Here is a 27,000-nt window from a genome sequence, read left to right on the forward strand (position 1 = left end):
GCCGCGCTTCACGACATCAGCGGCTCGGCCGCATCGAGCATGATCTTGACGAAGTAGTCCGCAAAGCTGCGGCGCACGACGATATCGAAACTGTCCGCGCCGGTCGGCAACAGCGTCATCGATGCCTTGAAATAGTGGGTCTGCGCGCACTGCCCTTCACCGAATAATTTCGGGTGCAGATCGAGCGGGCAACCGCGCACCAGCACTTCACGCGTGCGCGTGCCGCTAATTTCGAGCACCGTATAGCCGCTGCCGATATCCACCGCCGACGCGAACACGCCCGCAAATGCCGCGCCGAGCTTCGTCTGCAACGGCGCGGTACGGGTCGCATCGTGCGCCATAGCCGAGCGCACCAGCCACTCGTCGGGACCGAGCCACAGCATGTCGTAGCCATTGCCGCGCGCAATGGTGTTCGCCTTCTCGGGCGGCCGGCAGCCGATCACGCTTTCCACCGCGCTCACGAACGCTGCGTCGCGCGTGTCACCACGCACGTTCACCAGTTCCAGAAACGGCCGCTCGCTCAATCGGAACGCCGCCGACGCCGTCGCCTGATGCTTCTTCAGCAGCGCATCCGCACCCACCAGCGGCGACTCCTGCCACACACCGGTTTGCTTGCCGACAGCGCGATTCATCGCCGACACCGTCTCTTTTGTTTCATTCCACATGTTGACGTGCTCCTTCGCTGTCGTAGAACACCGAGCTGGTGACCTTGGCTGCAATCTGCTTGCCGCTCGCGACCGGAATCGTGACCGTTTCGCCGATCTTGTCGAGACCGCCCTTCACCACCGCCATCGCAATCGAGCGCTTCAGGATCGGGCTGTAATAGCTCGACGTGACGTGGCCGAGCATCGGTGCGGTATCGCCCTGGAACGGACCGGCCACGATCTGCGAGCCTTCGGGAATCACGAACGAGGGATCATCCGAAAGCAGCCCGACCAGTTGCTTACGCCCCGCCTTCGCCGTGTCCGTTCGCGTCAATGAACGCTTGCCGAGGAAGTCCTTCGACTTCGCGACCAGCCCGCCCATGCCGAGGTCATACGGCGTCATCGATCCGTCCGTATCCTGCCCGACGATGATGTAGCCCTTCTCTGCACGCAGCACGTGCATGGTTTCCGTGCCATACGGCGTGATGTCGAATTCCGCGCCAGCGGCCATCAGCGCCTCCCACACCGCGCGACCGACGTTCGCGGGGACATTCACTTCATAAGCCAACTCGCCCGAGAAGCTGATCCGCATCACGCGCGACGCCGCCCCCGCCACGGTGCCTTCGCGATAGCTCATGAACGGGAACGCCGCGTTCGCAAAGTCGATGTCCGGGCAGACCTTCTGCAAGACCTTGCGGCTGTTCGGACCGACCACGGCGAAGGTCGCCCAGTGATCCGTCACGGAAGCAAGCCGCACGCGCATGTCTGGCCACTCGGTTTGCAGCCAGCGTTCGAGCCACGTGAGCACACGCGCTGCGCCGCCGGTGGTGGTGGTCATCATGTAGTGCTGGTCGGCGAGACGCACGGTCACGCCGTCGTCGAAAATCATGCCGTTTTCGTCGAGCATCAGGCCATAGCGGCATTTGCCGACTTCCAGTTTGCTCCACGGATTCGTGTAGACCCAGTTCAGCAGCTTCGCGGAATCGGGGCCCTGAATGTCGATCTTGCCGAGCGTCGAGGCGTCGAGGATGCCGACGCTCGTGCGCACCGCCAGTGACTCACGCGCCACCGCGGCATGCATGTCTTCGCCAGCTTTCGGGTAGTACCAGGGGCGCTTCCAGTTGCCGACGTCCTCGAACGCCGCACCGTTTCCCACGTGCCATTCGTGCACCGCTGTCTTGCGTACCGGGTCGAGAAACTCTCCGAGCTCGCTGCCGGCAAACGTGCCGAATGTGACCGGCGTGTAGTTCGGACGGAACGTCGTCGTGCCGGTTTCGGGAATCGTCTTGCCGAGTGCCTGCGCGAGAATCGCCATGCCGTTGATATTGCCGAGCTTGCCCTGATCGGTGCCGAAACCCATTGCCGTATAGCGCTTCACGTGCTCGACGGATTCGAAGCCTTCGCGCGCTGCCAGGAAAATATCGGCCGCCGACACGTCGTTCTGGAAGTCGACGAACTGCTTCGGCCCGCGCGTCGCGAGTTCGCGGCCGCCGACGAGCCATAGCGGTTGCATCTTCGCTTCGGCAATCTCAGCCACCTGCACCGGATTTGGCCGCGCAACGATGTGGCCAGCCGCGCGCGCCGCCTCGACACCGGCGTCGACGGCAAAGCGAATACCCTGTCCCAGCGTGAAGTCGCCGGCACACGCGCCGACGCTCGTTTCCGCCTGCATCGCCTTGCCCGGCACGAAGCAAGCCTTCTCGTCATGCCAGTGCGCCTTGCCGCCCGACTGGGCGAACAGGTGCAGCACCGGGCTCCAGCCGCCGGACATCGCGAGCAGATCACAGGGCAGCTCGCTCCGCTTCGCACCGACCTGTCCGTTCGAATACGACGCCACATCGACCGATGCAACCCGCAGCTTGCCGTGCGCCGCCGTCACGGCCACACCGTTCATCACTTTGACGCCGTAGCGCCGTGCGAGCGCGGGCAGCGTGCCCTTCGATTCGCCCGCACGCGGATCGACGACCGTCACCTGGGCACCGGCCGCTTTCAGATCGAGCGCGCATTGATAACCGTCGTCGTTGTTCGTGAACACGACAGCATTGCGGCCCGGCAGTACCGCGTAGCGATGCAGATATGTCGACACAGCCGAAGCCAGCATCACGCCCGGCAGATCGTTGTTGCCGAACACGATCGGCCGCTCATGCGCGCCTGTTGCGAGAATCACGCGTTTCGCGCGGATCTTCCACATCAGTTCACGCGTGCCCTTTCTTTGCGATACCGGCAGATGTTCCGTGAGCCGCTGCGTGACGGTGATGAGGTTATGGTCCTGGTAACCGAATGCGGTGCTGCGGCACAGGATCTTCACATCGGGCATCTGCCGCAGCTCGTCCTCGATCTTGTGGACCCATTGCAGCGCCGGTTTGCCGTCGATTTCCGCGCGGCACGACAGCAACGAACCGCCAAGTTCCGGCTGATCGTCGATCAGCGTCACGCGTGCACCGGACAATGCCGCCGCATGCGCGGCCGCCAGACCCGTCGGGCCACCGCCGACCACCAGCACGTCGCAATGCGCAAAGCACTTGTCATAGCGGTCCGCATCGGTTTGCTCGGGCGCCTTGCCGAGGCCGGCTGCGTCGCGGATCACCTCTTCATACTTCGGCCAGAACTTGCGCGGCCACATGAAGGTCTTGTAGTAGAAGCCAGCCGGAATGAAGCGCGCGAACTTCTGGTTGATCGCCATGCGGTCTTTCTCGATACTCGGCTTCGCGTTCACGCTGGTCGCGACGAGTCCCTGATACAACTCCACTTCAGTCGCACGCGCGTTCGGTACCGTGTACGCGCCGGTTTCGAGCTGGACGATCGCATTCGGTTCTTCCACACCCGCCGTCACGATGCCGCGCGGCCGGTGGTATTTCCAGCTGCGCGCCACGAAGTGCTCACCGTTCGCGAGCAACGCGGAGGCGAGCGTGTCGCCCTGATAGCCCTGATACTTGCGCCCGTTGAACGTGAAGTTCAGTACGATCGCGCGGTTGATGCGCCCGCCGCTGGGGAGTCGGTCTTTCTGGCTCATGGTGCCTTGCCCTCGTGTGCCTTGCCTTGTGCGTTAGCCTCATTGCTGTCCATCGTGAGCAGCGGACGTTCGAACGTCTCGTAGCCCTGAATCTCGTAGCTCACCGTGTCGCGCTGCGCCTTGAACCAGCGGCGGCATCCTTGCGTGTGCATCCATTGCTCGCGATGCACGCCACGCGGATTCTTGCGCATGAACAGGTAGTCGCCCCATTCCTTGTCGGTGAGCTTGTCGGTATCGAACGGACGTGCAATGTCCGCTTCGCCGCCGCAAGAAAATTCGGTTTCGGCGCGTGGCCCGCACCACGGGCATTCGATCAGCAGCATCTGGTTCTCCTCAGCGTTAGTGGGCGACGGCGGCGGCGCCGTGCTCGTCGATCAGGTGACCGGTGTAAAAACGGTCCAGCGAGAACGGCGCATTCAGCGGATGAGGCTCGTCCCTCGCGATCGTGTGCGCATAGGCCCAGCCCGATCCGGGTGTCGCCTTGAAGCCGCCCGTGCCCCAGCCGCAGTTGAAATAAAGCCCCTTTACGTCGGTCTTGCTGATAATCGGGCACGCATCCGGCGACACGTCGACGATGCCGCCCCACTGGCGGTTCATCCGCACGCGGGAGAACACCGGGAACATCTCGACAATCGCTTCGAGCGTGCCTTCGATGATCTGGAAACTGCCGCGTTGACCGAAGCCTGTGTATTGATCGACGCCCGCGCCGATCACCAGATCGCCCTTGTCGGACTGGCTGATGTAGGCGTGCACCGCGTTCGACATCACCACCGTGTTGACGACCGGTTTGATCGGCTCTGAGACCAAAGCCTGCAAAGGATGACTCTCCAAAGGCAAGCGGATGCCGGCCATATCGGCGAGCGTGGACGTATTGCCTGCCGCGACCACCGCGACCTTCTTCGCCTTGATGAACCCCTTCGTGGTATCCACGCCGACCACCTGACTACCGTCGCGGCGAATACCGGTGACCTGGCAGTTCTGAACGATGTCCACACCATGTTGATCCGCGCCGCGCGCAAAACCCCACGCCACCGCATCATGCCGAGCCACACCGCCGCGACGCTGGATCGACGCGCCGAGCACCGGATAGCGGCTATTCAGATTAATGGTCGGCTCGATTTCCTTGATTTGCTCAGGCGTCAGGAATTCGGCATCCACACCGTTCAGCCGGTTCGCATTCACACGCCGTTCGGTGTCGCGCACATCCTGCAACGTATGCGCAAGGTTCATCACGCCGCGCTGGCTGAACATCACGTTGTAGTTCAGGTCCTGCGACAGACCTTCCCACAGCTTCATCGCCTTTTCGTAGAGCGCGGCCGATTCGTCCCACAGATAATTCGAGCGCACGATAGTCGTATTGCGCGCGGTATTGCCGCCGCCGATCCAGCCTTTCTCCAGCACGGCGATATTGCGCACGCCATGCTCCTTCGCGAGGTAATAGGCAGTGGCGAGACCATGCCCGCCGCCGCCGACGATCACGACGTCGTATTCACGCTTAGGCTCCGGGCTCTTCCATTGACGCTCCCAGTTCTCGTGATACGACATCCCGTTGCGCAACAGGCTGAATATCGAATAGCGGCTCATTGTTGGTCCTTTGGGTACTGTTGATACTCTTTGCTTCCTGACTCGATCAGCATTCGATGACGTTCACGGCGAGGCCACCGCGCGACGTCTCCTTGTATTTGGTCTTCATATCCGCGCCGGTTTCGCGCATGGTCTTAATCACGTTGTCGAGCGACACGTAGTGCTGGCCATCGCCCTTCATCGCCATGCGCGCGGCGTTCAGCGCCTTGATCGCGCCCATAGCGTTACGTTCGATGCAGGGAATCTGCACGAGGCCCCCCACCGGGTCGCAGGTCATGCCGAGGTTGTGTTCCATGCCGATTTCGGCGGCGTTTTCCACTTGCGTCGGCGTGCCGCCCATCACGGCGGCGAGCGCCGCTGCAGCCATCGAGCAGGCCACGCCCACCTCGCCCTGGCAGCCCACTTCGGCGCCCGAGATCGAGGCGGTTTCCTTGTAGATGATGCCGATCGCGGCAGCCGTCAGCAGGAACGTGACGATGCCCTCATCGTTCGACGCATGCATGAACTTCACGTAGTAATGCAGCACCGCGGGAATCACACCGGCCGCGCCGTTGGTCGGTGCCGTGACGACACGGCCGCCTGCAGCGTTTTCTTCGTTCACGGCCATCGCGTAGAGATTGACCCAGTCGAGCATCGACAGCGGATCACGCAGCGACTCTTCCGAACGCGAACGCAATTGCGCGCACAGGTCGGCGGCGCGGCGCTTCACGTGCATCGGGCCGGGAAGCTCGCCACGCACCTTGCAGCCACGTTCGACGCAGGCGGACATGACGCGCCAGATCGTCAGCAGCCCCTCGCGTACTTCCTGTTCGGTACGCGACGCGCATTCGTTGCGCAGCGTCACCTCTGCGATCGACAAACCGGTTTCACGGCACACACGCATCAGATCGTCGCCGGTCCGAAACGGATGTGGCACTTCCGCGCCGGCGCGCAGGCCATTGACGCGGTCGCCTTCACGATTGATCACAAAGCCGCCGCCGATCGAGTAATACTCTTTCTCCACCAACAGCTGGCCGTTTTCATCGAAAGCCTGAAAACGCATGCCGTTCGGATGCACGATGCTCGAGCCCGGCGCACCCGGCATCAGCTTGCGGAAGAAGCCGAGTTGTTCCCGCTCGTCGAATTTGACCGGGTGCTTGCCGAGCAGCACCAGTTGCTTCGTTTCGCGAATCGCCTGCAGACGCGGCTCGATTACGTCGGGGTCGATCAGATCGGGCAGATTGCCTTCGAGGCCGAGCAGCACCGCCTTGTCCGTGCCGTGTCCCTTGCCGGTCGCGCCGAGCGAGCCGAACAGTTCGACCTTGACGCGGCGCACGAAGCCCAGCAGATTGGCGTCTTCGATATGCGAGGCGAAGCGGCAAGCGGCGATCATCGGCCCGACGGTGTGCGAGCTGGAAGGACCGATACCGATCTTGAACAGATCGAAGACGCTGACGTTCATGGCGTGCCTTATACGTTGCGATGCCTAGGTTGCCGGGTTTGGCTTCAACTAGCCCCTATTGCACCGCACGTCAAATTGGACCGATAGAATAAAAACGGCATGACAGTGGGATAGTGGCGTCAATCAGGCCGCCGGCCAAGCACGGCGGCGGATTTGCGACGACTTCTGACGCATTTGCGACAGGCGCGGATGTTGCGGCTGGCGATGCTGGTGCTACCGCTGAATCGGTCGCTATCCCCGGTGCTATGCTTGATTTAACCCCTTCCCTTGCTGGCTGCATGCATGAATTCCGCTGAACCGCTTCCCCTTCAATCGATCGACGGCCCGTCGAAGCAGCGCATCCGCTTCGGCATCATCCTGCTGCCGAACTTCACGCTGACGGCGTTCTCGGGCTTCGTCGACCTGTTGCGCCTGTCCGCGGACGAAGGCGACTTCAGCAAGCCCGTGCGTTGTTCGTGGAGCGTGATAGGGGAAACCCTCGCCCCGGTACGCGCGAGTTGCGGGATCCAGATCACGCCGTGGGAGACGTTCGAAAACGCCGAGCCGTTCGATTACGTCGTCGTGGTCGGCGGCCTGCTGCATTCCGGGCCGGCCGCGAGCGACGCGACGCTGGCCTTCATCCGCCGCGCCGCCGCCACCGATGCAACGCTGGTCGGCATGTGCACCGGCGTGTTTTCGCTGATGCGCGCGGGCGTGCTGGAAGGCCACCGCATCTGCGTGAGCTGGTTTCACTACTGGGATTTCATCGAGCGCTTTCCGGCGGTCAATGAGGAAGCACTGGTGGCAGATAGGCTGTTCGTGATCGACCGTCGGCGCATTACGTGCTCGGGTGGACGGGCGTCGATCGATGTGGCGGCCGCGATTCTGTTGCGCCACTTTGAAACGGCCACGGTGCAAAAGGCGCTGCGGATTCTGCTGGTGGACGATATGCAGAAGGGTAATGCGCCGCAACCGCATCCGCCGGGATTGGCGCCCGCCGCGCATCCGAAGGTGAAGCGCGCGATTCTGCTAATGGAGCAGCATGTGGGGCGTTCGTTGTCGCTCGATGAACTGGCGCGCAAGCTCGATCTGTCGCCGCGTCAGCTCGAAAGGCTCTTCAAGGCGCAAACCGGTAAGGCGCCGCAGGCCTATGCAAAGCAGGTGCGTTTGCGCACCGCCGCGTGGCTGCTGACGAGTTCGGATAAGACCGTGGCGGATATCGCGTCGAGTTGCGGCTTTTCCGACGCCTCGCATCTGGGCCGTGAATTCCGCAAGCAGTTCGGCTTGCCGCCGATGATGTACCGTGAGCAACGTGGTACGGCGGCGGAAGTGGATGACGGTTCAGGCTATGACGAAACCTTTCCGGGGCGGGCTCAGGCGATCTGAGCGCGGTGTTTGTTGTCCGGGTTTTGCAGCCCTGGTTTGATGGCTGAGTTTACCGGTCAACTTTTGCAGGGCAGCTCTAGCAGCCCCGCTTTCGCGCCGCCGAAACGGCGCGAAAGCTAAACCCTCAGACCTCACTGCCCGGCAACATAAGCCTTCACCGCCGGCAATCCATCCTTCCCATCAAAGGTCTTCACGCCCGCCAGCCACTTGTCGAGCACCCCCGGATTCGCCTTCAGCCAATCCCGCGCCGCCTTGTTCGGATCCGTCTTGTTCATGATCGGCAGCATCACGTGGTTCTCGATATCGGTCGTGAAGTGCAGGTTCGACACCAGCTTCGCGACGTTCGGGCAACGTGCCGAATAATCGGTCGGCACGACCGTCATCACTTTGGCTTCGCCGTAGTTCGGGCCGAACACGTCGTCGCCACCGGACAGATAATCGATCTTCATCTGCACGTTCATCGGATGCGGTTCCCAGCCGAGAAACACGATCGGCTTCTTCTCGCGAATCGCGCGATTCACTTCGACCAGCATGCCCGCCTCGCTCGACTCCACCATCTTGAACTTGCCAAGCCCGTACTGGTTGCTATCGATCATCTTCTTGATCAACGCATTGCCGTCGTTACCCGGTTCGATGCCATAGATCTTGCCGTCGAGCTTGTCGTAGTTCTTCGCGATGTCGGCGAAGGTTTTGATGCCTGCCTGGTACGCGTAGTCCGGCACGGCCAGCGTGTATTTAGCGCCGGTCAGGTTTGGCGTGGGCAGCACGGTGAGCTGGCCAGCCTTCCTGAACGGATCGATCATCGGATCCATGGTCGGCGACCAGTAACCGAGAAACACGTCGATTTGCTTGCTCTTCACACCCGCGAAGGTGATCGGCACCGAGGCGATGGTTTTGGTCGGCTTGTAGCCGAGCCCTTCGAGCACCGTCGAGGCGAGACCGGTGGTTGCCGCGATATCGGTCCAGCCGACGTCGGCGAACCGGACGTCCCGGCAGGTGGCAGGTTCCGTGGCAAAGACAGACGACACCGACAGCGCGCACAACGACGCAGCCCACAAACGTTTCATGGCGTTCCCTCAGGGTGATTGAAGCTTGACTGGTTTTACTAAGCGGATTTGCAAGGCGCGATTTTTTACACGGACTTCATTGATGCCAACTCAAAGACGACAACTCATTCACACAGACTCATTTACGCTAACTCATTCACGCAGATAAACGCCGCTCGACGCTCGGTGCGTGACCAAACTGCGCGCGATAGGCCTTACTGAAATGACACGGCGAATGAAAACCGCACACAGCCGTTACCCGCGCGATCGACGCATCCGTATTGCGCAACAGTTCGCGCGCACGACGCAAACGCAGGGTCAGGTAATAGTGCGTCGGCGATACGCTCAGAAACATCTTGAACATGCGCTGCAAATGACGTTGCGACAGATGCACGAGCCGCGCGAGTTCATCGAGCGACAACGGCTCTTCGATATTCGCTTCCATCAACCGCACCACTTCGATCAATTCCGCTCGCGAGAAACCAACGCGCGCGTCGACGGGAATATGCTGATAATCCGTCGAACCGCGAATCCGCTCGACAATGAACTGCTCGGACACTTGCGCCGCGACTGCATGGCCGAGGCGCATGCCGACCAGATTCAGCATCAGATCGAGCGGCGCGGTGCCGCCGGTGCAGGTCATCCGGTCACGGTCGATCACGAACAGTTCATCGGCGAAACGCACGTGCGGGTAACTCTTGTGCAGTGGCGACATATCTTCCCAATGCACGGTACAGCGATAACCGTCGAGCAGGTTTGCAGCCAGCAGCGCGTACGGTCCCGTACAAATGCCGCCAAGCGGAATGCCTTTCGACGCAACGTCCTGCAGCAATGTAACGACCGTATCGTCCACGTAATCGCGCACATGCCAGCCGGCGCAGACGATCAGCACGTCCGGCATGCCCGCTTCGGCCAGCGTCGTGGTCGGCTTCACGGTGATGCCGTTGCTCGCTCGCGCCGGCTCGCCGTCCGGCGTAATCACCGACCACCTGTAGTGCTGCGCGCGGCCCACGTAGTTGGCCATGCGCAGCACCTCGACCGCGCTCGTAAAAGCGATCATCGAAAAGTTCGGCAGCGTCAGAAAGCCGTAGTGCGCGAGCCCGGACAGCGGCGATTCGGATGGGGCCTCGACAGGGGGAAACGCGTCGCGCTTCATACGCAGCTCAGCTGTGCTGCGCCGTCGGCGCCCGGCGCACCTTCCGCACCTTCATTAAGCTGCGCAAGCCCGACAGCAGCGGCGCGCGCGCCGTGCCTGGCGAGCGGCCGAAGCTTTCCGTGATGCGGTCGAGAATGATCGCAAGCATCACCACCGAGAGGCCGCTTTCGAAGCCGAGACCGATATCGAGCCGCTGAATACTCGCCAGCACGTCGTTGCCGAGGCCGCCCGCGCCGACCATCGAGGCGATGATCACCATCGAAAGCGCCATCATGATGGTCTGGTTCACGCCGGTCATGATCGACGGCAGCGCGTTCGGAAACTGCACTTTGTAGAGCAATTGCAAGGGCGTGCAGCCGAACGCCTGCCCTGCTTCGACGATTTCACGATTCACATGCTTGATGCCGAGCGACGTGAGGCGCACAGCAGGCGGCATCGCGAAGATCACCGTGGAGAGAATCCCCGGCACACGGCCGAGACCGAACAGCATCGCGGCCGGAATCAGGTAGACGAACGCGGGCATGGTCTGCATCAAGTCGAGCACGGGGCGCACCATCATTTCGACGGTACGGCTCTTCGCTGTCCAGATGCCGAGCGGCACACCAAGCAGCAGGCTGATCAAGGTCGCCGAGAGCGTGAGACCGAGCGTGATCACCATCTGATCCCAGAAACCGGTGCCGTAGATCAGCAGCATCGCCAGCAACGTGAACAGCGCGAAACGCCAGCCCACCCGCCACAAACCAATGCCGACGAAAAACGCCATCAGCGCCCACATCGGGACCGCTTGCAGCCCGTGCTCGATCAGCGCGGCAAAACTCTCGATGACCTTGCCAATGGAATCGAAGGTTTGTGCGTCGTGGTCGAGCAGGTAGTGAACGCCGTGATCGACCCAGGCGCCAAGTGGAATGACTTCAGACATGGGAACCTCGATGGCGCGTGAGAACGTTCAGCACGTTCGTTTTGTTGACCGAACCGCAGTAGGAGCCGTCCGCTTCGACGACTGGGAGCGGCGCACGGCTCGCCACCACGCGTTCGACGACGTCGTCCAAAGGCGTGGTACGGCGGATGCACTCGATGTGATTGAGCTGCGGCGACGCGCTGCCCATCGCATCGCGGCACACGAAGCCGCGAATCTTGCGCTCGGCGTCAAGCACGAACGCGTAATCAGCGCTGCCGTTGAGCGTCGCGGCCACGCTCGAGGCGTCGATCTGCGGCGAATGCTGCATGAGCGGCACCGCGTCCGTCTGCATCAGGTCGCCGGCCGTCAGATAGCGGCTGGTGTCGATGCCCTCGAAGAACGCGCGCACATAGTCGTCGGCGGGATTGGTGATGATTTGCTGCGGCGTGCCGACCTGCACCACCTTGCCGCCTTCCATGATCGCGATCCGGGTGCCGATGCGCATCGCCTCTTCCAGATCGTGCGAGACGAACAGGATGGTGCGCTGCTGCTCGCGTTGCAGATCGAGCAGCACGTTCTGCATTTCCTTGCGCTTGAGCGGATCGAGCGCGGAGAACGCCTCGTCCATGATCATCAGCGACGGGTTGACTGCCAGCGCCCGCGCAAGTCCCACGCGTTGCTGCATGCCGCCGGACAGCTGGGCCGGCAGCTTTTCCGCGAACGGCGCGAGACCGACCTGCTCCAGCATCGTCATGGCGCGCTTCTCGCGCTCCTTCTTGCCGATGCCCGCCACTTCCAGCCCGAACGCCGCGTTGGACAGCACCGTACGCTGCGGCATCAACGCAAAGGACTGGAACACCATGCTCATGTCCTTGCGGCGCAGCGCCGTCAGTTCCGCGCGCGGCACGCTGGCCACGTCGCGGCCGTCGATCAGCACTTTGCCGGCCGTTGGCTCGACGAGACGATTGATCAGGCGAATCAGCGTCGACTTGCCGGAGCCGGACAGGCCCATCAGCACGAAGATCTCGCCTTCCTTGACTTCGAACGATACGTTATGGACGCCGACTATCTGACCGGTGCGCGCGAAAACTTCTTCTTTCGTTGCGCCGCCTGCCAGCATGCCGATCGCCTGTTTCGGGTTGGTGCCGAACACCTTGCACAGCCCTTCGACCACGACCTTGGGGGAATTCATTGAATGCTCTCCTTTGTCGACCGGAGTTAGCGCTTTAGTGCTTACTCCGGTCCCATGCAAAGCTGTCGACCGGAGTTAGCGCTTTAGTGCTTACTCCGGTCCCATGCAAGACAGTTGCTGCAGTGGCGGACGTCCGTCCGCGCTGTGCATACATAGTTGCCAGAAAAAAGTACGCCTAGCCGACTATTTGCGACAACCACATGTGGAAATGCGACACCGTCGTCGCACGGGTGCCGGCAGGCGGCAGGCAAAGCCCTGTTGGACAAGGGTTTGCGGGGTGTTGGGGTGGTCAGCCGGGCGTGTCGCGCCAGAGCAAGTGGCGGTGATCCGGCGGAAAAAACGGCTGTGTGGGGGAAGCGGCAGGCAAACTTGCGGCGGTGCAGCAAGCACACCGTCGTTCAGCGGGCGCCATTACGCACCCGCGGGTTGGACCCGATACTCAATGGTCGATGCTCAATATCGCGCGCGAACAACCTGCAACAGACGGTCCGCCCGCGCAAAATACCAGATCGCAAGGCCGGCCAGTAGTGGATACATGCAACACAGGCGCGCGAGCGACCAAACCTCGGCAGAAAAACCAGCAGAAATACCAGCGAAAATACCCATTGCGTCCCCCGCTACATCGTGGATGCCAGTCGGCAAAATTTGAAACGGCACGACCTGGCTATCGATTGCCGGTTCGAGCCGAAAACAGCGTCGCGGGTTGCACGCCGCGGAGGGAAACCGGAGGTCTAGCCGGCTCATGGTGCACAGAAATCATTAGGGCAACCTTAAGGCTGCTCGCCGTTACTCCGTGTTACCAATCTAGCATCCCTCTTGCACCTGCAAACCGCGGCCCTGCCTAAACTGCGCAGCATCTTCACTGTCATCGCCTGCAACCATCGGGCGAAAAGAAAAACATGCGCAAGAACCTATTATCAGTGATTCTCGGCGGCGCGATACTAGTGGCTTCCACAGTCGCTTCCGCCCACGTCGACGTGGGCATCGGCATTGGCATTCCCGGGCCGGTTTTCGTGCCTGCCCAGCCGGTCTACGTTGAGCCTCCTCCAGTCGTCTATGCGCCCCCGCCGGTCGTCGGATATGGCTACGGCTACGGCGACGACTGGCGTGCCCGCGAATGGCATGAGCGGCAGGAATGGCGTGAGCGGCAGTGGCGCCACCATGAGCATGAGGAGCACGAGCGCGAATGGCACGAGCGCCATGGCTGGGAAGGGGATTGAGACAAGCGAAGTGGCGGTGACGTCCCGCCGGTAGCGGGCCCGTTGTGTGGCCGGCCGCCTCAGGAAACTCACTGAGGCGGCCGTGCGTGCTGCTTATTGCGTGCTACTCATGCGTGCCCTTTACTGAGCGACGAAGAGCATACCGTGCGGATCCTGCAGCGCGGATGCGCTGCCGATACCCGCCACGACGGGCGTGAGGTGACCGGACTTCACGTCCAGTTGCATCACCTGCCCCTGGCCTGCGCTGTACGCATCACCCTGCTTAAACGGCGCATCGACGCGGTACGTCGTGTTGTTTGCGTCGGTGAACAGCATGAATGTCTTGCCCGTCGAACCCGGCGCCGGGACAAAGCGCGTATCGTCCACCGGGTAGATCGGACCATCCTTATCGCTGTACAGCGTGAGCGTCAGGACACTCACGCTCTGGCTGGGCCCAGGATTGCTGATGAACACGAGCTTGCCGTCCGCCTGGCTATCCAGCACGAGCTTCCCCGACGGGTCGATGGCCAACGAATCCGGATCGGTCAGGGTCAGCGTCACCGGCTGATTGAACGTCGGGTTCGCCGCGCCGCCCACCGATGGCGTCAAGTCGATAGCCTGGGCGTTGCCGGCCAGTACCGGCGTCACGTCGAAGGTGGAACCATTGGCGTTCAGCGTGAGCGCAACGACGGTCGGTCCTACGCCTGGCGTGGTGGGCGCCGAAGCACTCACGTACACGACACCGTTGATGAGTTGCATATCGTCGTAACCACCGCCGTGCACGGTGGGATTGACCGTCGCCTGATAGGTTTTCTGCGCGCCTGTGGCAAGGTTGATGATAGTCAGCTCAGGATTGCCGTCTTCATTCGCCATCGCCCATAGCGTATTCGTGTCGCTGCGCGCCATCAGACCGTCCACATGGCCCGGCACCGTAAAGGTTTTCTGAGCGTTGCCGTTCAAGTCGTACTGTACGACCTGGTTGGTGATGCCGGGCACCGAGCCATCCTTCACTTCGCCGGCGTTCTGATAGCCGATGAATATGCTGGAACCCATCTGCACGATCGAATCCGGCTTCTGTGTTGCCGAGGGTGCTTTTGCGAATACCGCGAGCGAGTAACCGGTGGCGGTTGCCGTGTTCGGAACCGGCGTAGCCGCTGCCGTTGTTGCTGCCGGGCTCGGATTGTCAACGCCTCCGCCACACGCCGAAAGTGCCATCACAGCCGAAATCATCAAAGCAATGGAAGTCTTTTTCATTTTAAAGGTGTCCTGATTAAATGCATTTCTTTTTTGTCAAGTAAGCAACATCCCTCTACCGCACCAGTACAGTAAAAACCGTATAAACCGGCGGTTTCACTTTAGCGGCTGGATATGTCAATCGAATGACGTTGCGAAATGCAGGTGCACCTTGAAAGAGACTTTTCTGTTGGCCGAATCGCAGGATTTTCTCTTTTTGCTAAGCCAAAGGAAACTACCCGCTCGCCGCTTAAGGGACGCTTAAGTGAGTGCGCTTTAGAGGCACAAAAAAAAGCCGCTACTGCAAGCGGCACACACTCATAGGATTACTTATTAATTAAAAAACGCATCGATGTAAGAATCACATCGACGAAAGTAGCTGACTGTAGCCGCCGGCAGGCAAACTGAAAACAAACCGTAATGCTTTATGCCGCCAGGGTAAATGAACTGAAAGAATAAGCGGGAATCAGCGCAACACGATCGCGTTCATCAGGAAATCGATACCCCCAACAGCTTCCCGACCCCGAACGTGAACCCCGCGGCAACGAGACCGATAACGACCTGCCGCGTTGCGGAGAACCCCGCGCTGCGCCCATTGAATAGCGAAGTAAAGACCCCAATGGATGCGAGCGCAAGCATGCTAAATACGACGCATTGCACGATCGCATTAAGCCCGTGCGTCCACAGAAACGGCATCACCGGAAAAATCGCGCCGACCGAGAACAGGCAAAACGAGACCCCCGCAGCAGACCAAGGATTGCCGCCCAACTCGGCGGGATCGAGTCCGAGTTCCTCACGCGTCAAGGTATCGAGCGCCTTGTCCTTGTCACGCATCATCTGCGACGCCACCCGTTTCGCCTCGACGGCATCAAGACCCTTGGCGCGATAGATCAGCGCCAGCTCGTGTTCTTCGGCTTCCGGCGACACCTCCAGTTCTTCCGCTTCTTTAGCAATCTGGGTACTGGCGAGCTCGCGCGCATTGGTCACCGACAGCCATTCACCCAGCGCCATCGAACACGCGCCGGCGATCAGGCCGGCGAGCCCCGTGAGCAGGATCGCCTTGTTGCCGGTTCCCGCGCCGGCCACGCCCATGATCAGGCAGAAGTTCGAAACGAGGCCGTCGTTCGCACCGAGCACGGCCGCGCGCAGATCGTTACCCGACGAAACGCCCTTATGCCACGTCTCCGCTGCGGCGATGCGCGCGCCTTGCGACAGGTCCGGGTCGCCGCCGCCGTGGGCCAGGGTCTGGACTACCGCCGCATGGTGATGCTCGTCGGCCGACATACGGCCCGCGTCCGGCTGCCCGTGGTATTTGTTACGGTCGGCGTATTCGGCCGCAGCGAGCGTGGGTAGCACGAAACCTGCGCCGAACATGCGTACCAGTGCTTTCATCAGGCGCGTCTTCACGGCCTGGCCGGTGCCCTTCGGCTGGATGCCGTTAGCTCTCAGCTTATCGGCCCATACCTGCGCATGATCGTGCTCTGACTTCGCGAGGTCACTGTAGACCTGCTTACGCGTGTCGTCCTTCTCGACTTTCGCGAGCGTTTCATAGAGCGCGGCGCTATGGAGCTCATCGGAGAGATTGGCTCTGTACCGCTTGACTTCGTGCTTGGATGCCATGGTGACGTGCCTGCATATCGGGTAGCTAACAACGAAGCGTAATCGATTCAGGCACGGAAGTCATAAAACCCCTAAAACGCATCTTTAGCGAGAACGCCAACGGTTCTCATCCCCATTCGGCTCTGCACGATTTTCTCTTAAGACAGGCTTATGCGTGTCCTCGTCAGGCACAGGTTCTGGCCACTATCGTCCTGCATTTTCAGCACTTCGAAATACGGAAGGAAATTGTTTTGAACGCCCCTAAGGAGAAGTTAAGGAAAGCTGCTTATTCTGTGGACACGCATCGACCGGAATGGTCGGCGCGACACCATCACACTATTGGAGAACCATCTTGAAAGCACTCAAACACATCATGCTCATCGCTTCGATCGTCGCCATCCCGACCCTGTCGTTTGCCCAGAAAATGAACACGCCGATGAACGACACAACACCAGCGCCCACCGTCTCGATGCACGACACGCAGAACAATCAGCCGGGTACGCAATATCAGCAACCTTCGCACAAGATGTCGGGCTCCGGCGACAGTTCGGGTTACGGCGCGCCTGCGACAAGCTTTTCGCAATCTTCGACGATGCATTTCACGGGCAAGAACTCGGGAGTGTTCAATCATTGAATACGCGCGATGATGCCCTGCACTTCCGCGCTGTCCCTGCGTTTTCCATTACTCGTAGCAAGTCAGCGGAAAAAAATCAGCGCGGGAGAGCGAGGCACATCTTCAATCAGAAAACCGACCAGACACCAGCGAGATCATTGCGGCGCAGGAGCCGCCCGATATCCTCGCCGGCCGATAGCCAAAGCGAGCGTGGCGGATACCGCGAGACTCGCCGCCACCACATAGAGTCCTGCAGCATATCCCCCCGTCACGCTCTTCAGCCAGCCAATTGCAAACGGGCCGACGAAACCACCGAGATTGCCGATCGAGTTGATCATGGCGATACCGGCCGCTGCGCCGGCGCCTGAGAGAAAGGTACTCGGCATGGCCCACAGCGGCGCCTTGGCCGCGCTAATGCCCACGTTCACGAGGATCAGCGCGAGCACCACCGCAACGACGGTATCCGCGAAGCCTGCCCATGCGAGCCCGACGCCTGCCGCAACGCACGGAATCACCACATGCCACGTGCGCTCGCCGGTGTGATCCGAATGGCGCGCCCACATCACCATGCCGAGCACAGCCAGCACGCTGGGAATCGCATTCAATGCGCCCGTGCCGAGGGCGCTAAAGCCGAATTGACGAATGATCAGCGGCGCCCATAGCCCGAGTGTATAAAGGCCCGCAGATGTGCCGAAGTAAATCATCGACATGATCCACACGCGTGGGTCGCGCAGCGCGGCGAGCGCACCTGCCGCATGGCCTGCCTGCGATTCACGTCCCGCTCGTTCTTCACGTAAGGTCGCGACGAGCCACGCTTTCTCATCTGCTGCAAGCCACGTCGCCTTTTCTGGTGAATCGGTGAGTGCTTTCAACACCACGAACCCGAGAACGACGGCAGGAATCGCTTCAATGATGAACAGCCATTGCCAGTCTTTAAATCCGAACAGGGCCGGCATCTGCATGATGGCGCCTGAAATGGGCGACCCGATTGCCGTCGACAAAGGTGCGGCCGCCATGAACGCCGCGGCTGCGACTGCACGTTGCCGTGCGGGAAACCACTGGCTGAGATAGAGAATGATGCCGGGAAAGAAACCGGCTTCGGCCACACCGAGCAAAAAGCGCAGCGTATAGAACGAATTCGGCCCAACCACGAACGCGGAAGCCGCCGACACCAGCCCCCACGTCACCATGACGCGTGCAATCCAGATGCGCGCACCGACCTTGTTCAGAATGAGGTTCGAGGGCACTTCGAACAGAAAGTACCCAAGAAAGAAGATGCCGCCACCCAGGCCGAACATGGTCGGCGAGAGGCCGAGGTCCTTGTTCATCGTGAGTGCGGCGAAGCCGACGTTCACACGATCGAGAAAGCTGACGAAGTAAAGCAGCATGACGAAGGGCAAAATGCGCCACGTCAGCTTGCGAACCACCCTGGCTTGCAATTCATTGGCCACGCCAGTCTCCATTCTTTAAATCGCCCGTGACGTATTCGTCCGGGCGTTATTTTTGTCTAATGCGCGCGTTACGTGTTGCACGTTACGTATTGCGTGTCGCGAGTTCAGGCTGCCTTGGACTCCGCCGCCGGTTCCGCTGCGAGGATCGCGCAAACCGCATCGGTCACCTGCGCCGTTGTAGCCGTGCCGCCGAGGTCGCCAGTGTGCAGCGCCGGGTCAGCCGTAATGCGTTCGATCGCGTTCATCAATTGCTGCGTAGCGCCCGCCTCGCCAAGATGCTCGAGCATCATCACAACCGACCAGAACGTGCCGACCGGATTGGCGAGCCCCTTGCCCATGATGTCGAAAGCGGAGCCGTGAATCGGTTCGAACATCGAGGGATAGCGGCGCTCGGGGTCGAGATTCGCGGTCGGCGCGATGCCGAGGCTGCCGGCCAGTGCCGCTGCCAGATCGCTGAGAATGTCCGCGTGAAGGTTCGTCGCGACGATCGTGTCGAGCGTGGCGGGTCGGTTGACCATGCGCGCGGTGGCGGCGTCGACGAGTTCCTTGTCCCATTTGACGTCGGGAAACGCCTTCGAGACTTCGAGAGCAATCTCGTCCCACATCACCATCGCGTGGCGTTGCGCATTGCTCTTGGTGATCACCGTCAGCAGCTTGCGCGGCCGCGACTGTGCGAGGCGGAACGCGAATCGAAGAATGCGCTCGACGCCCGCGCGGGTCATCATCGAAACGTCCGTTGCCACTTCGATCGGATGGCCCTGGTGCGCGCGCCCGCCTACGCCGGAGTACTCACCCTCCGAGTTCTCGCGAACGATGACCCAGTCGAGATCCTTCGGCCCACAGCGCTTTAACGGCGCGTCGATACCGGGAAGGATGCGGGTGGGACGCACGTTCGCGTACTGATCGAAACCCTGACAGATCTTCAGGCGCAGACCCCATAGCGTCACGTGATCGGGAATATGCGGGTCGCCCGCCGAGCCGAACAGAATCGCATCTTTGCTGCGGATGGCATCCAGCCCATCGGCCGGCATCATCACACCGTGCTGGCGATAGAAATCGCCGCCCCAATCGAAATTCTCGAACTCGAACTGGAAGGCGTCGCTTCGCGCAGCGATGGCTTCGAGAACCCGTTGGCCCGCGGGCACGACTTCCTTGCCGATGCCGTCGCCGGGAATGGTTGCGATGCGGTAGGTCTTCACTGGCGTCTCCATGATGTTGAACGTATGGCTGCATCCTAGAACGGAGAACGCTCGCGAAAACGCTGCTAGACTCAAAGCATCCTTAACCTGAAGTTAATAATGGGCGACTCATCGGTCTGCTCATTGGCCCACTCAATATGACCTCGTCGATACAGCCGGACGACCTCGCCTTCTTCTCCACGCTCGCCGCAAGCGGCAGCCTGACAGCGGCTGCGCGCGAACTCGGGTTGAGCACCGCGGCCGTGAGCAAGCATCTGGCGCAAATGGAATCGCGGGCGGGCGTGTCGCTCGTCAATCGCACAACGCGGCGCATGAGCCTCACGCCGGAGGGCGAACTCTATCTGACCCGGGCGCGGCGCATTCTGAGCGAAATGGACGACCTAGCCCAATTGCTCGGCGGCTCGCAAGCGACGCCGAAAGGCCTGCTGCGCGTGAACGCGACCCTCGGCTTCGGCCGCAGTCACGTGGCGCCGCTGATTTCCCGGTTTGTGCGGCGCTTTCCCGAGGTGGACGTGCAGTTGCAGCTCTCCGTCGACCCACCGCCGATCAGCGACGACGCCTTCGACGTGTGCGTGCGCTTCGGCGAACCTCCGGATGCTCGCGTGATTGCGCGCCGGGTCGCGTCCAATCGGCGGCTGCTTTGCGCATCGCCTGCGTATTTCGCCAAACACCGCGCGCCACGCAGTCCGGCCGAGCTATCGCAACACAACTGCATTGGCATTCGTCAAGGCGGCGACGGCTACGGGCTATGGCGTCTGACCAGCGGACGCGGTTCGACCGAAAAGACCGAGACAGTTCGCGTGCGCGGCAACCTCACCACCAATGACGGCGAGATCGCCGTGAAGTGGGCACTGGACGGCCACGGCATTCTGATGCGGGCCGAATGGGATATTGCGGAGTATCTCGCCGATGGCCGCCTGATCCATGTCCTGCCGGAATACCGCACGCCAGGTGCCGATATTTACGCGGTGTACCCGCAACAGTTGCAAATGACGGCGCGGGTCAAGGCATTCGTCGACATGCTGATCGAGACGCTTGGTGCGCGTTAAGTCGGCCTTCCCGTAGTTCTGCGATGCAGAACATCAATATCTTGCGACCGGCCGGCAATTCAAACCGGATAGTTCCGGCAACTTCCTTCTATTACATAGCCTTACGGCGCAAATCAAGCACACCCGCAGCGCCAGGTGTTTTCCCTATTTTGGCCTGCATTGCAGTCCAAACGAGCGATTTCCCCCGTTGACACAGAACGAACGGTCGTGCCAAATTGCACCTGCATCCTGTGCGCAAGCACGCGATCATTGAGTTCATAGCAGCGCCGAGCCGCCCCAGCGATCAGGAGACAACCTAGCAGGCAACCGGACCCAAGGCGCCCACCAGCAGACCCATTATTTCGCATCCCTTACCAGATTGGGAAGGCGTTGTATCGCCCATTGAAATCGCATCGCGCAACAGATCGCCAGAACCTTGTAGCACTCGCATTACTTCGCCAGTTCAATCGATTCCAATAAACAAGGAGACACGGAGCATGCCGGCAAGTCATCGCAGTCGGGTTGGAGCCATTCTTGGATTAGCAGGTGCCTGCGCACTAGGCGCCGTCCAAAGCGCCCACGCGCAAAGCAGCGTCACGTTGTACGGCATCGTCGACGGCTCCCTCCTCTACACCAGCAAATCACTTAACCCGGCAACCGGCCAGAGCGCCGGCCATCAATACTCGTTCACCGACAGCGGGCTCTCGGGTTCTCGCTTCGGCATGCGTGGTGCCGAAGATCTCGGCGGCAGCATGCGCGCGATCTTCGAACTCGAAAGCGGCATCAGCATTGCCAACGGCTCGTTCGGCAATTCGAACGGCAACGAATTCGGGCGGCAGGCATGGGTCGGCGTGGACAGCCGCTACGGTACGGTGAAGGCCGGCTTGCAGTTCTCGCCCTTCTTCCTCGCGGTGTACGACTTCGATCCACGCGAGATGTCGTACTTCGGCAGCGGCCTCATCACCTACCTCAATAACGTCTATGTGACCGGCCTGTTCAACCCGAACGGCATTTCGTACACGTCACCGGAAATCGCTGGCTTGCAAGCCAGCGCGATGATGGCACTAGGCGGCACAGCCGGGAATTTTCAGGCGGGCCGCCAGTACTCGGCGAGCCTGCGTTACCACCTCGGCACGCTGACCGTCGACGCCGCGCTCTACAGCGGCAACGCCGGTGGCAGTGCTGCATCGATCGCGATTCCGAGCGTGGTCGCATTCGACGGCCGTGCCATCGGCGCCAGCTACATTTTCAACAGCCTGACCGTGAAGGCTTCATACGTGCAGTACAAAGTGGCAGGTTCGTTCAACGATCGCGTCTATTCAGGCGGCGCCAGCTATCGCATCACACCGGCGCTGAATGTCGACGCGGGCGTGTGGGTCACGCGCGACGGGAATCACTCGTCGAACAATTCGATACTCGCGTCCACCGGGCTTGAGTATTCGCTGTCGAAGGCCACCGTGGTGTATGGGCAAGCAGGCTTCGTTACCAACCACGGCGCGATGCACACCGGACTATCCGTCAACAACGCACTGAACGAAGCCACTGGTACAACGGCCGGCGTGAACGTCGGTATGCGGCACCTGTTCTAGCCGGTGCGGAAGGTATGATCCGGCGTGCCGCGCGGGCGGTGCGCCGGATCATGCGGAATTGCGCCCTACAGATCGTAGCCAGGATTACGCCGCGCCAAACGCCGCAGCAGGCCAGGCCACACCAGATCGGCGCCCTTGCCTTTGCTGACTTGACGCGCCTGCTCACCCATCGTTTCGATGATCGATTGCGGCACTTCGATCAACTTGCCGCCTGCTTGCGCGAGGATCTGGATACGGCATGACGTTTCGAACAGATACATCGCCTGAAACGCTTCGGCGACGGACCGTCCGCAGGTCAACAGTCCGTGATTGCGCAGCATCATGTAATTGGCGTCGCCGAGATCGGCGACCAGTGTCGCCTTTTCGGCATCGCGCAGCGCGACACCTTCATAGTCGTGGTAAGCGAGGTTCGTCAGCACGAAGCCGGATTGCTGCGACAACGGCAGCAATCCATCCTCCTGCGCGGCGACCGCAACGCCATAGGCCGTATGCGTGTGCAGCACGCAATTCACGTTGGGCCGTGCTTCGTGCACGGCGCTATGAATCACGAAGCCGGCAGGATTCACGTCGAACGGGGTCGGCATGACGGGCTGTCCCTCATGGTCCACCTTGACCAGACTCGATGCAGTGATTTCCTCAAAGAACAGGCCATACGGGTTGATCAGAAACTGGTGCTCGTGGCCCGGCACACGCGCCGAAATATGCGTGAACACCAGGTCGTCCCAACCGAACAAAGCCACCAGCCGGTACGCAGCGGCAAGGTCGACGCGGACCTGCCACTCTTCCGGAGACACCATCGGACGAACGCTGGGAATATCGAGTGCGGGGTTCATGGGCGGGGCACCTTGAGAAAGCGACGAACATCATGTTGACGGCCGCATTGCGAAGCACTCGTGCCGAGATGTGTGGAGTGCGTTAGCGGTGGACTAATTTCTGCATTGCAGAATACTGGGGCGTTCAAAGTGAAGTCAAGCCGACTTTCCATTTTCACCGACGCTGCTTGCGAGCGCGATCGACACACCCTCGATCTATGCCGAATGCAAGTAACGGCGCGGCTTTTGTGCGATAAGCGCGGGGCGCGTCAAACGTGCCTGCCTGGAGTGCGCGCATTCTAAGTGACTTCCCTAATAATCTGCAATGCAGAACAATCAAATGGAAAACCCTATTGACGCAAAGCGAACGCCCGTGCCAAATTTCTCTCCAGCAGCCGCTCATCAGTTTTTGTAGTTTGCGCCGATGCGCCGGTGCGTGCGTGTTTCAAACCGTCAACAATCGTCGATAGCCGTCGATAACGGTCGCCGGATTCGAGCGGCGGCTGTTGTCCCGTCCGTAGTCAGGCGTGCGGCGATGCGTCCCCAGAAGCCTGGTGTGACGATTGCGCCGTGCGCCCCGTTGGAGGGTGTAAAAGCGTGGAAATGTTTTTGCAGCAGCTTCTCAACGGGTTGACGCTGGGCGGCATCTACAGCCTCGTCGCGCTCGGACTCACGCTGGTCTACGGCATTCTCGCGGTGCCGAATTTCGCCCACGGCGCGTTCTACATGGTCGGCGCGTTCGTCTCGTTCTACCTGATGAGCCGGCTCGGCTGGAACTACTGGCTCGCCATGATCGGCTCCGGCCTCGCGGTCGCGGTACTGGCGATCCTTGCCGAGCGGCTGGTGTTCCATCCGCTGCGCAAATCGTCCGAATTACATCCGATGATCGCCGCGATCGGCCTGCTGCTGTTTCTCGAAGCCGGTGCGCAAGCGATCTGGGGCGCGGACTTTCATCGCATGGCCACACCCTACGCCGGGGTCCTCGATCTGGGTGGCGTGACCGCGCCGCTGCAGCGCTTGCTGATCATCGGCGCCGCGTTCGCGTTGGTGGTGCTGCTGCAACTCTTCCTCAAATACACCGTGATCGGCTCAAGCATCATCGCGATGGCGCAGGACCGCGAAGGTGCCTCGCTGATGGGCATCGACGCCAACAAGGTGACGATGCTGACCTTCGGCATCTCGGGCCTTCTCGCCGCCGTGGCGGCCACGCTGTACGCGCCGATCAACCTCGTCTATCCGGCGATGGGCCAACTGGTGATCCTGAAGGCCTTCGTGATCATCATTCTCGGCGGCATGGGCAGCGTGCCGGGCGCGATCGTGGGCGGGCTGATCATCGGCATGGCGGAGAGCTTCGGCGCCTTCTACATTTCGACCGACTACAAGGACATCATCGCCTTCGTGCTGCTGGTGGTGGTTCTGTCGGTTCGTCCTCAAGGGCTGTTCACCAGGGAACTGCGCGCATCGTGAAATCAGTCTTGAAATTATTCGAGGGCAAGCTTGGGTGGACGCTGCTGTTCGCGCTCGGTCTCGTGTTCCCGTTTCTGGCCACCAACGACTACATGCTCACCGTGATGTCCACCGCCTACATTTTCGCGCTGGCCACTGTAGGGCTGAATCTGATTACCGGCTATACGGGACAGTTCAATCTCGCACACGGCAGCTTCATGGCGGTGGGCGCGTACACGGTGGGCATTCTCACGGTCGACCATCAGGTGCCGTTCTGGCTCGCGTTTATTGCCTCGGGCGTGGTCGTCGCGATACTGGGCGCGCTGGTCGGTCTCGTATCGCTGCGTCTGCGCGGCCATTACTTTTCTATTTTCACGCTGTGCGTGGGCTACATCATGTTTCTCGTGATCGAGAAATGGGACAGCCTCACGCACGGCGTCTCGGACATCGTGGGCATCCCGGCGCCTTCCGGCTTCGGCATCGTGTCCTTTGAAAATCCGCGGCCACTCTATTACCTGGTGTTCGCGTTTCTGGTGCTCGGTGTGTGGCTGATGCATCGCATCGTCAACTGGCTGCTCGGCCGGACCTTCATGGCGATCCGCAATAGCGATGGCCTCGCGCAGTCGCTCGGCATCAACCTGATGCGCAACAAGGTGCTGGCCTTCGTGCTGTCAGTTGTCTATGCGGGGCTCGCGGGTGGCCTCTATGCCGGCTCCGTGCGTTTTCTCGGACCGGATCTCGCGGGCGTCGAGCATACCTTCGACATGACTATGTACATGCTGGTAGGCGGCATCGGCACCCTCGCCGGCCCGCTGCTCGGCGCGCTCGCCATCCCATGGCTCACGCAGTATCTGCAGTTTTTGCAGGAGTACCGCTTCGTCGTGTTCGGCCCGATCCTGATTCTGCTGGTGATCTTTCTGCCGAACGGTATCGTCGGTTTGTACATGGCGAGAAGAAACCGGTACGCGAAACTTGCCACGCCGAAAAACGGCATTGTCGCGCGTCAGTCGCAACCCGCGCGCGGAGACGGTCATGCTTGAAATAGACTCGCTCAGCAAACACTTCGGCGGCCTCGTCGCGGTGGACAACGTGAGCACGCATATCGAAGCCGGCAAGATCAACGCGATCATCGGGCCGAACGGTGCGGGTAAAACCACCTTCTTCAATCTGATCAGCGGCACCCATCTGCCTAGTTCTGGACGCATCCGCTTCAAAGGCCAGGATGTGACAAAGCTGGGCGCCGATCAGATGGCGCGCCTCGGTGTCGCGCGCACCTTTCAATCCACCGCTCTGTTCGACCGGGCCAGCGTGCTCGACAACCTGATCGTCGGCCACCGGTTGCGCACGCGCTCGGGGCTGTGGGACGTGCTGACACATTCGACGCGGCTCAAGCAGGAAGAACGCATTTGCCGCGAAAAGGCGCGCGAGGCTTTGGACTTTGTCGGCTTGTCGGCGATCGCGGAGCGGATGGCCGGCGACATCTCGCAGGAAGAGCGCAAACGCGCCGCCGTGGCGCTCGCGCTTGCCACTGAACCGAGCCTGATGTTGCTGGACGAACCGGCGGGCGGCGTGAATCCCGAAGAGACCGAAGGCCTCGCCGAACTGATCCGCAAGCTGGTGAAACACGGCGTGACGGTGTGCCTTGTGGAGCACAAGATGAACATGATCATGAAGCTCGCCGACCGCATCATGGTGCTGAACTATGGCGAGAAAATCGCTGAGGGCACGCCTGCCGAGATTCGCGCGAACCCGGCCGTGATCGACGCCTATCTCGGGAGCGAGCATGCTGAAATTTGAGAACGTCTCGCTCGATTACGGCAGCTTCCGCGCGCTGGACGGCATCGATCTCCACGCGGACGACGGCGAACTTGTCGTGCTGCTCGGCGCCAACGGTGCGGGCAAGAGTTCCATCTTCCTCGCGACGAGCGGCCTGCGGCGCGCCGCGAGCGGCAGCTTGCGCCTGGGAACGCGCGAGCTGCTCGGCATGACGCCCGCACAGATCGTACGCAGCGGCGTGATTCAGTGCCCGGAGGGCCGCAAGCTGTTCCCCGGCATGTCGGTGCTGAAGAACCTCACGCTCGGCGCCTATGTGCATCGCGGCGACAAGACCGGCAATCAGCGCAATCTCGACCAGGTGTTCGCACTATTCCCGCTTCTCGCCGAACGCAAGGACCATCCGGCTGGCTCGCTATCCGGCGGGCAGCAGCAGATGGTCGCGATCGGCCGCGCGATGATGGCCCGGCCCAAGGTGCTGCTGCTCGACGAACCGTCGCTCGGTCTCGCGCCGCTGGTGGTCAAGCAGGTGTTCGATGTGATCCAGCAGATCAACCGCGCGGGCACGACGGTGCTGCTCGCCGAACAGAACGCGTTCGCCGCACTGAAAATCGCGCACCGCGCCTACGTGATCGAGAACGGCCGCATCGTGCTCGAAGGCAATCACGCGAGTCTGATGAACAACGAAGCGATCCGGCGCGCTTATGTCGGCGGCTGAA

At 61.1% G+C, this 27,000-nt stretch carries 23 protein-coding genes; 9 read left to right on the top strand and 14 right to left on the bottom strand.

Translation table 11 applies throughout. The features are described 5' to 3' along the window. Nucleotides 1-8: 8 nt before the first annotated feature. From GNZ13_RS18590 to GNZ13_RS18610, 5 genes are read right to left on the bottom strand one after another with little or no spacing between them, the layout of a single operon-like run. Nucleotides 9-665 carry a sarcosine oxidase subunit gamma gene (locus GNZ13_RS18590; RefSeq protein ID WP_172166972.1) on the bottom strand — a complete coding sequence of 219 codons (657 nt, stop codon included), beginning with the start codon at nt 663-665 and terminating at the stop codon, nt 9-11. After that, on the bottom strand, nt 655-3,657 hold the full coding sequence (locus GNZ13_RS18595) for a sarcosine oxidase subunit alpha family protein (protein WP_172166973.1): 3,003 nt from the start codon (nt 3,655-3,657) through the stop codon (nt 655-657). The genes GNZ13_RS18590 and GNZ13_RS18595 overlap by 11 nt, the downstream gene beginning before the upstream one ends. After that, nucleotides 3,654-3,980, bottom strand: coding sequence for a sarcosine oxidase subunit delta (locus GNZ13_RS18600; protein ID WP_172166975.1), 327 nt, complete (start codon nt 3,978-3,980; stop codon nt 3,654-3,656). The genes GNZ13_RS18595 and GNZ13_RS18600 overlap by 4 nt, the downstream gene beginning before the upstream one ends. 16 nt (nt 3,981-3,996) lie before the next feature. Next, nucleotides 3,997-5,241 carry a sarcosine oxidase subunit beta family protein gene (locus GNZ13_RS18605; protein ID WP_063499000.1) on the bottom strand — a complete coding sequence of 415 codons (1,245 nt, stop codon included), beginning with the start codon at nt 5,239-5,241 and terminating at the stop codon, nt 3,997-3,999. 46 nt (nt 5,242-5,287) lie between these two features. Further along, nucleotides 5,288-6,682: an L-serine ammonia-lyase gene (locus GNZ13_RS18610; RefSeq protein WP_172166977.1), complete on the bottom strand. Its 1,395-nt coding sequence runs from the start codon at nt 6,680-6,682 to the stop codon at nt 5,288-5,290. Nucleotides 6,683-6,964: 282 nt separating this feature from the next. Between GNZ13_RS18610 and GNZ13_RS18615 the strand changes: the two genes are divergently transcribed. After that, entirely contained in the window at nt 6,965-8,047 is a 1,083-nt protein-coding gene (locus GNZ13_RS18615; RefSeq protein WP_172166979.1) for a GlxA family transcriptional regulator, read from the top strand. Nucleotides 8,048-8,178: 131 nt separating this feature from the next. Here GNZ13_RS18615 and GNZ13_RS18620 read toward each other — a convergent pair whose 3' ends face one another. The 4 genes from GNZ13_RS18620 to GNZ13_RS18635 form a co-directional block, all read right to left on the bottom strand. Next, the gene (locus tag GNZ13_RS18620) at nt 8,179-9,114 is read right to left on the bottom strand and encodes a choline ABC transporter substrate-binding protein (protein WP_172166980.1); all 936 of its coding nucleotides are present in this window, start codon (nt 9,112-9,114) and stop codon (nt 8,179-8,181) included. Nucleotides 9,115-9,250: 136 nt separating this feature from the next. Next, nucleotides 9,251-10,249: a GlxA family transcriptional regulator gene (locus GNZ13_RS18625; protein WP_172166982.1), complete on the bottom strand. Its 999-nt coding sequence runs from the start codon at nt 10,247-10,249 to the stop codon at nt 9,251-9,253. A gap of 7 nt (nt 10,250-10,256) precedes the next feature. Continuing rightward, a complete protein-coding gene (gene choW, locus GNZ13_RS18630; protein WP_172166984.1) occupies nt 10,257-11,168 on the bottom strand; it encodes a choline ABC transporter permease subunit in 912 nt (303 codons plus the stop codon). Next, complete coding sequence (locus GNZ13_RS18635) at nt 11,161-12,339, bottom strand: quaternary amine ABC transporter ATP-binding protein (RefSeq protein ID WP_172166986.1); 1,179 nt, start codon at nt 12,337-12,339, stop codon at nt 11,161-11,163. Before GNZ13_RS18635 ends, choW begins: the two co-directional genes overlap by 8 nt. 899 nt (nt 12,340-13,238) lie before the next feature. Between GNZ13_RS18635 and GNZ13_RS18640 the strand changes: the two genes are divergently transcribed. Beyond that, nucleotides 13,239-13,559 carry a hypothetical protein gene (locus GNZ13_RS18640; RefSeq protein WP_172166988.1) on the top strand — a complete coding sequence of 107 codons (321 nt, stop codon included), beginning with the start codon at nt 13,239-13,241 and terminating at the stop codon, nt 13,557-13,559. A 120-nt stretch (nt 13,560-13,679) separates the two neighbouring features. Here GNZ13_RS18640 and GNZ13_RS18645 read toward each other — a convergent pair whose 3' ends face one another. Both GNZ13_RS18645 and GNZ13_RS18650 read right to left on the bottom strand, forming a co-directional pair. Continuing rightward, nucleotides 13,680-14,792, bottom strand: a complete 1,113-nt coding sequence (locus tag GNZ13_RS18645; protein ID WP_172166990.1) for a hypothetical protein — start codon at nt 14,790-14,792, stop codon at nt 13,680-13,682. Between the two features lie 468 nt (nt 14,793-15,260). Next, on the bottom strand, nt 15,261-16,391 hold the full coding sequence (locus GNZ13_RS18650; protein ID WP_172166992.1) for a VIT1/CCC1 transporter family protein: 1,131 nt from the start codon (nt 16,389-16,391) through the stop codon (nt 15,261-15,263). A 331-nt stretch (nt 16,392-16,722) separates the two neighbouring features. Between GNZ13_RS18650 and GNZ13_RS18655 the strand changes: the two genes are divergently transcribed. Beyond that, entirely contained in the window at nt 16,723-17,004 is a 282-nt protein-coding gene (locus GNZ13_RS18655) for a hypothetical protein (RefSeq protein WP_172166994.1), read from the top strand. Between the two features lie 134 nt (nt 17,005-17,138). Here the strand turns inward: GNZ13_RS18655 and GNZ13_RS18660 are convergent, their stop codons facing one another. Together GNZ13_RS18660 and GNZ13_RS18665 are read right to left on the bottom strand one after the other, a co-directional pair. Next, nucleotides 17,139-18,434, bottom strand: coding sequence for an MFS transporter (locus GNZ13_RS18660; protein ID WP_172166995.1), 1,296 nt, complete (start codon nt 18,432-18,434; stop codon nt 17,139-17,141). Between the two features lie 104 nt (nt 18,435-18,538). Then, nucleotides 18,539-19,633 carry a tartrate dehydrogenase gene (locus tag GNZ13_RS18665; protein WP_172166997.1) on the bottom strand — a complete coding sequence of 365 codons (1,095 nt, stop codon included), beginning with the start codon at nt 19,631-19,633 and terminating at the stop codon, nt 18,539-18,541. Nucleotides 19,634-19,770: 137 nt separating this feature from the next. Here GNZ13_RS18665 and GNZ13_RS18670 point away from each other — a divergent pair, with 137 nt between their 5' ends. Both GNZ13_RS18670 and GNZ13_RS18675 read left to right on the top strand, forming a co-directional pair. Then, nucleotides 19,771-20,682, top strand: coding sequence for a LysR family transcriptional regulator (locus GNZ13_RS18670; protein WP_172166999.1), 912 nt, complete (start codon nt 19,771-19,773; stop codon nt 20,680-20,682). A gap of 476 nt (nt 20,683-21,158) precedes the next feature. Then, a complete protein-coding gene (locus GNZ13_RS18675) occupies nt 21,159-22,250 on the top strand; it encodes a porin (protein ID WP_172167001.1) in 1,092 nt (363 codons plus the stop codon). Nucleotides 22,251-22,315: 65 nt separating this feature from the next. On the opposite strand, the gene GNZ13_RS18680 is transcribed toward GNZ13_RS18675, so the two are convergent. Further along, on the bottom strand, nt 22,316-23,083 hold the full coding sequence (locus GNZ13_RS18680) for a class II aldolase/adducin family protein (protein ID WP_172167003.1): 768 nt from the start codon (nt 23,081-23,083) through the stop codon (nt 22,316-22,318). A gap of 576 nt (nt 23,084-23,659) precedes the next feature. Between GNZ13_RS18680 and GNZ13_RS18685 the strand changes: the two genes are divergently transcribed. From GNZ13_RS18685 to GNZ13_RS18700, 4 genes are read left to right on the top strand one after another with little or no spacing between them, the layout of a single operon-like run. After that, entirely contained in the window at nt 23,660-24,529 is an 870-nt protein-coding gene (locus GNZ13_RS18685) for a branched-chain amino acid ABC transporter permease (protein ID WP_172167005.1), read from the top strand. Between the two features lie 8 nt (nt 24,530-24,537). Continuing rightward, on the top strand, nt 24,538-25,548 hold the full coding sequence (locus GNZ13_RS18690) for a branched-chain amino acid ABC transporter permease (protein ID WP_172167055.1): 1,011 nt from the start codon (nt 24,538-24,540) through the stop codon (nt 25,546-25,548). Continuing rightward, nucleotides 25,541-26,305 carry an ABC transporter ATP-binding protein gene (locus tag GNZ13_RS18695; RefSeq protein WP_172167007.1) on the top strand — a complete coding sequence of 255 codons (765 nt, stop codon included), beginning with the start codon at nt 25,541-25,543 and terminating at the stop codon, nt 26,303-26,305. The genes GNZ13_RS18690 and GNZ13_RS18695 overlap by 8 nt, the downstream gene beginning before the upstream one ends. Continuing rightward, nucleotides 26,292-26,999 (top strand): ABC transporter ATP-binding protein, encoded by a 708-nt coding sequence (locus tag GNZ13_RS18700; RefSeq protein WP_172167009.1) that lies wholly within the window; start codon nt 26,292-26,294, stop codon nt 26,997-26,999. The genes GNZ13_RS18695 and GNZ13_RS18700 overlap by 14 nt, the downstream gene beginning before the upstream one ends. Nucleotide 27,000 lies beyond the last annotated feature (1 nt).

This window comes from Paraburkholderia elongata (assembly GCF_013177735.1).
In the GTDB taxonomy this organism is placed as follows: Bacteria; Pseudomonadota; Gammaproteobacteria; order Burkholderiales; family Burkholderiaceae; genus Paraburkholderia; species Paraburkholderia elongata.

Coding starts and splice junctions, on each gene's coding strand:
- GNZ13_RS18590 (WP_172166972.1), bottom strand. CDS start 665: ATGTGGAATGAAACAAAAGAGACGGTGTCGGCGATGAATCGCGCTGTC.
- GNZ13_RS18595 (WP_172166973.1), bottom strand. CDS start 3,657: ATGAGCCAGAAAGACCGACTCCCCAGCGGCGGGCGCATCAACCGCGCG.
- GNZ13_RS18600 (WP_172166975.1), bottom strand. CDS start 3,980: ATGCTGCTGATCGAATGCCCGTGGTGCGGGCCACGCGCCGAAACCGAA.
- GNZ13_RS18605 (WP_063499000.1), bottom strand. CDS start 5,241: ATGAGCCGCTATTCGATATTCAGCCTGTTGCGCAACGGGATGTCGTAT.
- GNZ13_RS18610 (WP_172166977.1), bottom strand. CDS start 6,682: ATGAACGTCAGCGTCTTCGATCTGTTCAAGATCGGTATCGGTCCTTCC.
- GNZ13_RS18615 (WP_172166979.1), top strand. CDS start 6,965: ATGAATTCCGCTGAACCGCTTCCCCTTCAATCGATCGACGGCCCGTCG.
- GNZ13_RS18620 (WP_172166980.1), bottom strand. CDS start 9,114: ATGAAACGTTTGTGGGCTGCGTCGTTGTGCGCGCTGTCGGTGTCGTCT.
- GNZ13_RS18625 (WP_172166982.1), bottom strand. CDS start 10,249: ATGAAGCGCGACGCGTTTCCCCCTGTCGAGGCCCCATCCGAATCGCCG.
- choW (WP_172166984.1), bottom strand. CDS start 11,168: ATGTCTGAAGTCATTCCACTTGGCGCCTGGGTCGATCACGGCGTTCAC.
- GNZ13_RS18635 (WP_172166986.1), bottom strand. CDS start 12,339: ATGAATTCCCCCAAGGTCGTGGTCGAAGGGCTGTGCAAGGTGTTCGGC.
- GNZ13_RS18640 (WP_172166988.1), top strand. CDS start 13,239: ATGCGCAAGAACCTATTATCAGTGATTCTCGGCGGCGCGATACTAGTG.
- GNZ13_RS18645 (WP_172166990.1), bottom strand. CDS start 14,792: ATGAAAAAGACTTCCATTGCTTTGATGATTTCGGCTGTGATGGCACTT.
- GNZ13_RS18650 (WP_172166992.1), bottom strand. CDS start 16,391: ATGGCATCCAAGCACGAAGTCAAGCGGTACAGAGCCAATCTCTCCGAT.
- GNZ13_RS18670 (WP_172166999.1), top strand. CDS start 19,771: ATGACCTCGTCGATACAGCCGGACGACCTCGCCTTCTTCTCCACGCTC.
- GNZ13_RS18675 (WP_172167001.1), top strand. CDS start 21,159: ATGCCGGCAAGTCATCGCAGTCGGGTTGGAGCCATTCTTGGATTAGCA.
- GNZ13_RS18680 (WP_172167003.1), bottom strand. CDS start 23,083: ATGAACCCCGCACTCGATATTCCCAGCGTTCGTCCGATGGTGTCTCCG.
- GNZ13_RS18695 (WP_172167007.1), top strand. CDS start 25,541: ATGCTTGAAATAGACTCGCTCAGCAAACACTTCGGCGGCCTCGTCGCG.
- GNZ13_RS18700 (WP_172167009.1), top strand. CDS start 26,292: ATGCTGAAATTTGAGAACGTCTCGCTCGATTACGGCAGCTTCCGCGCG.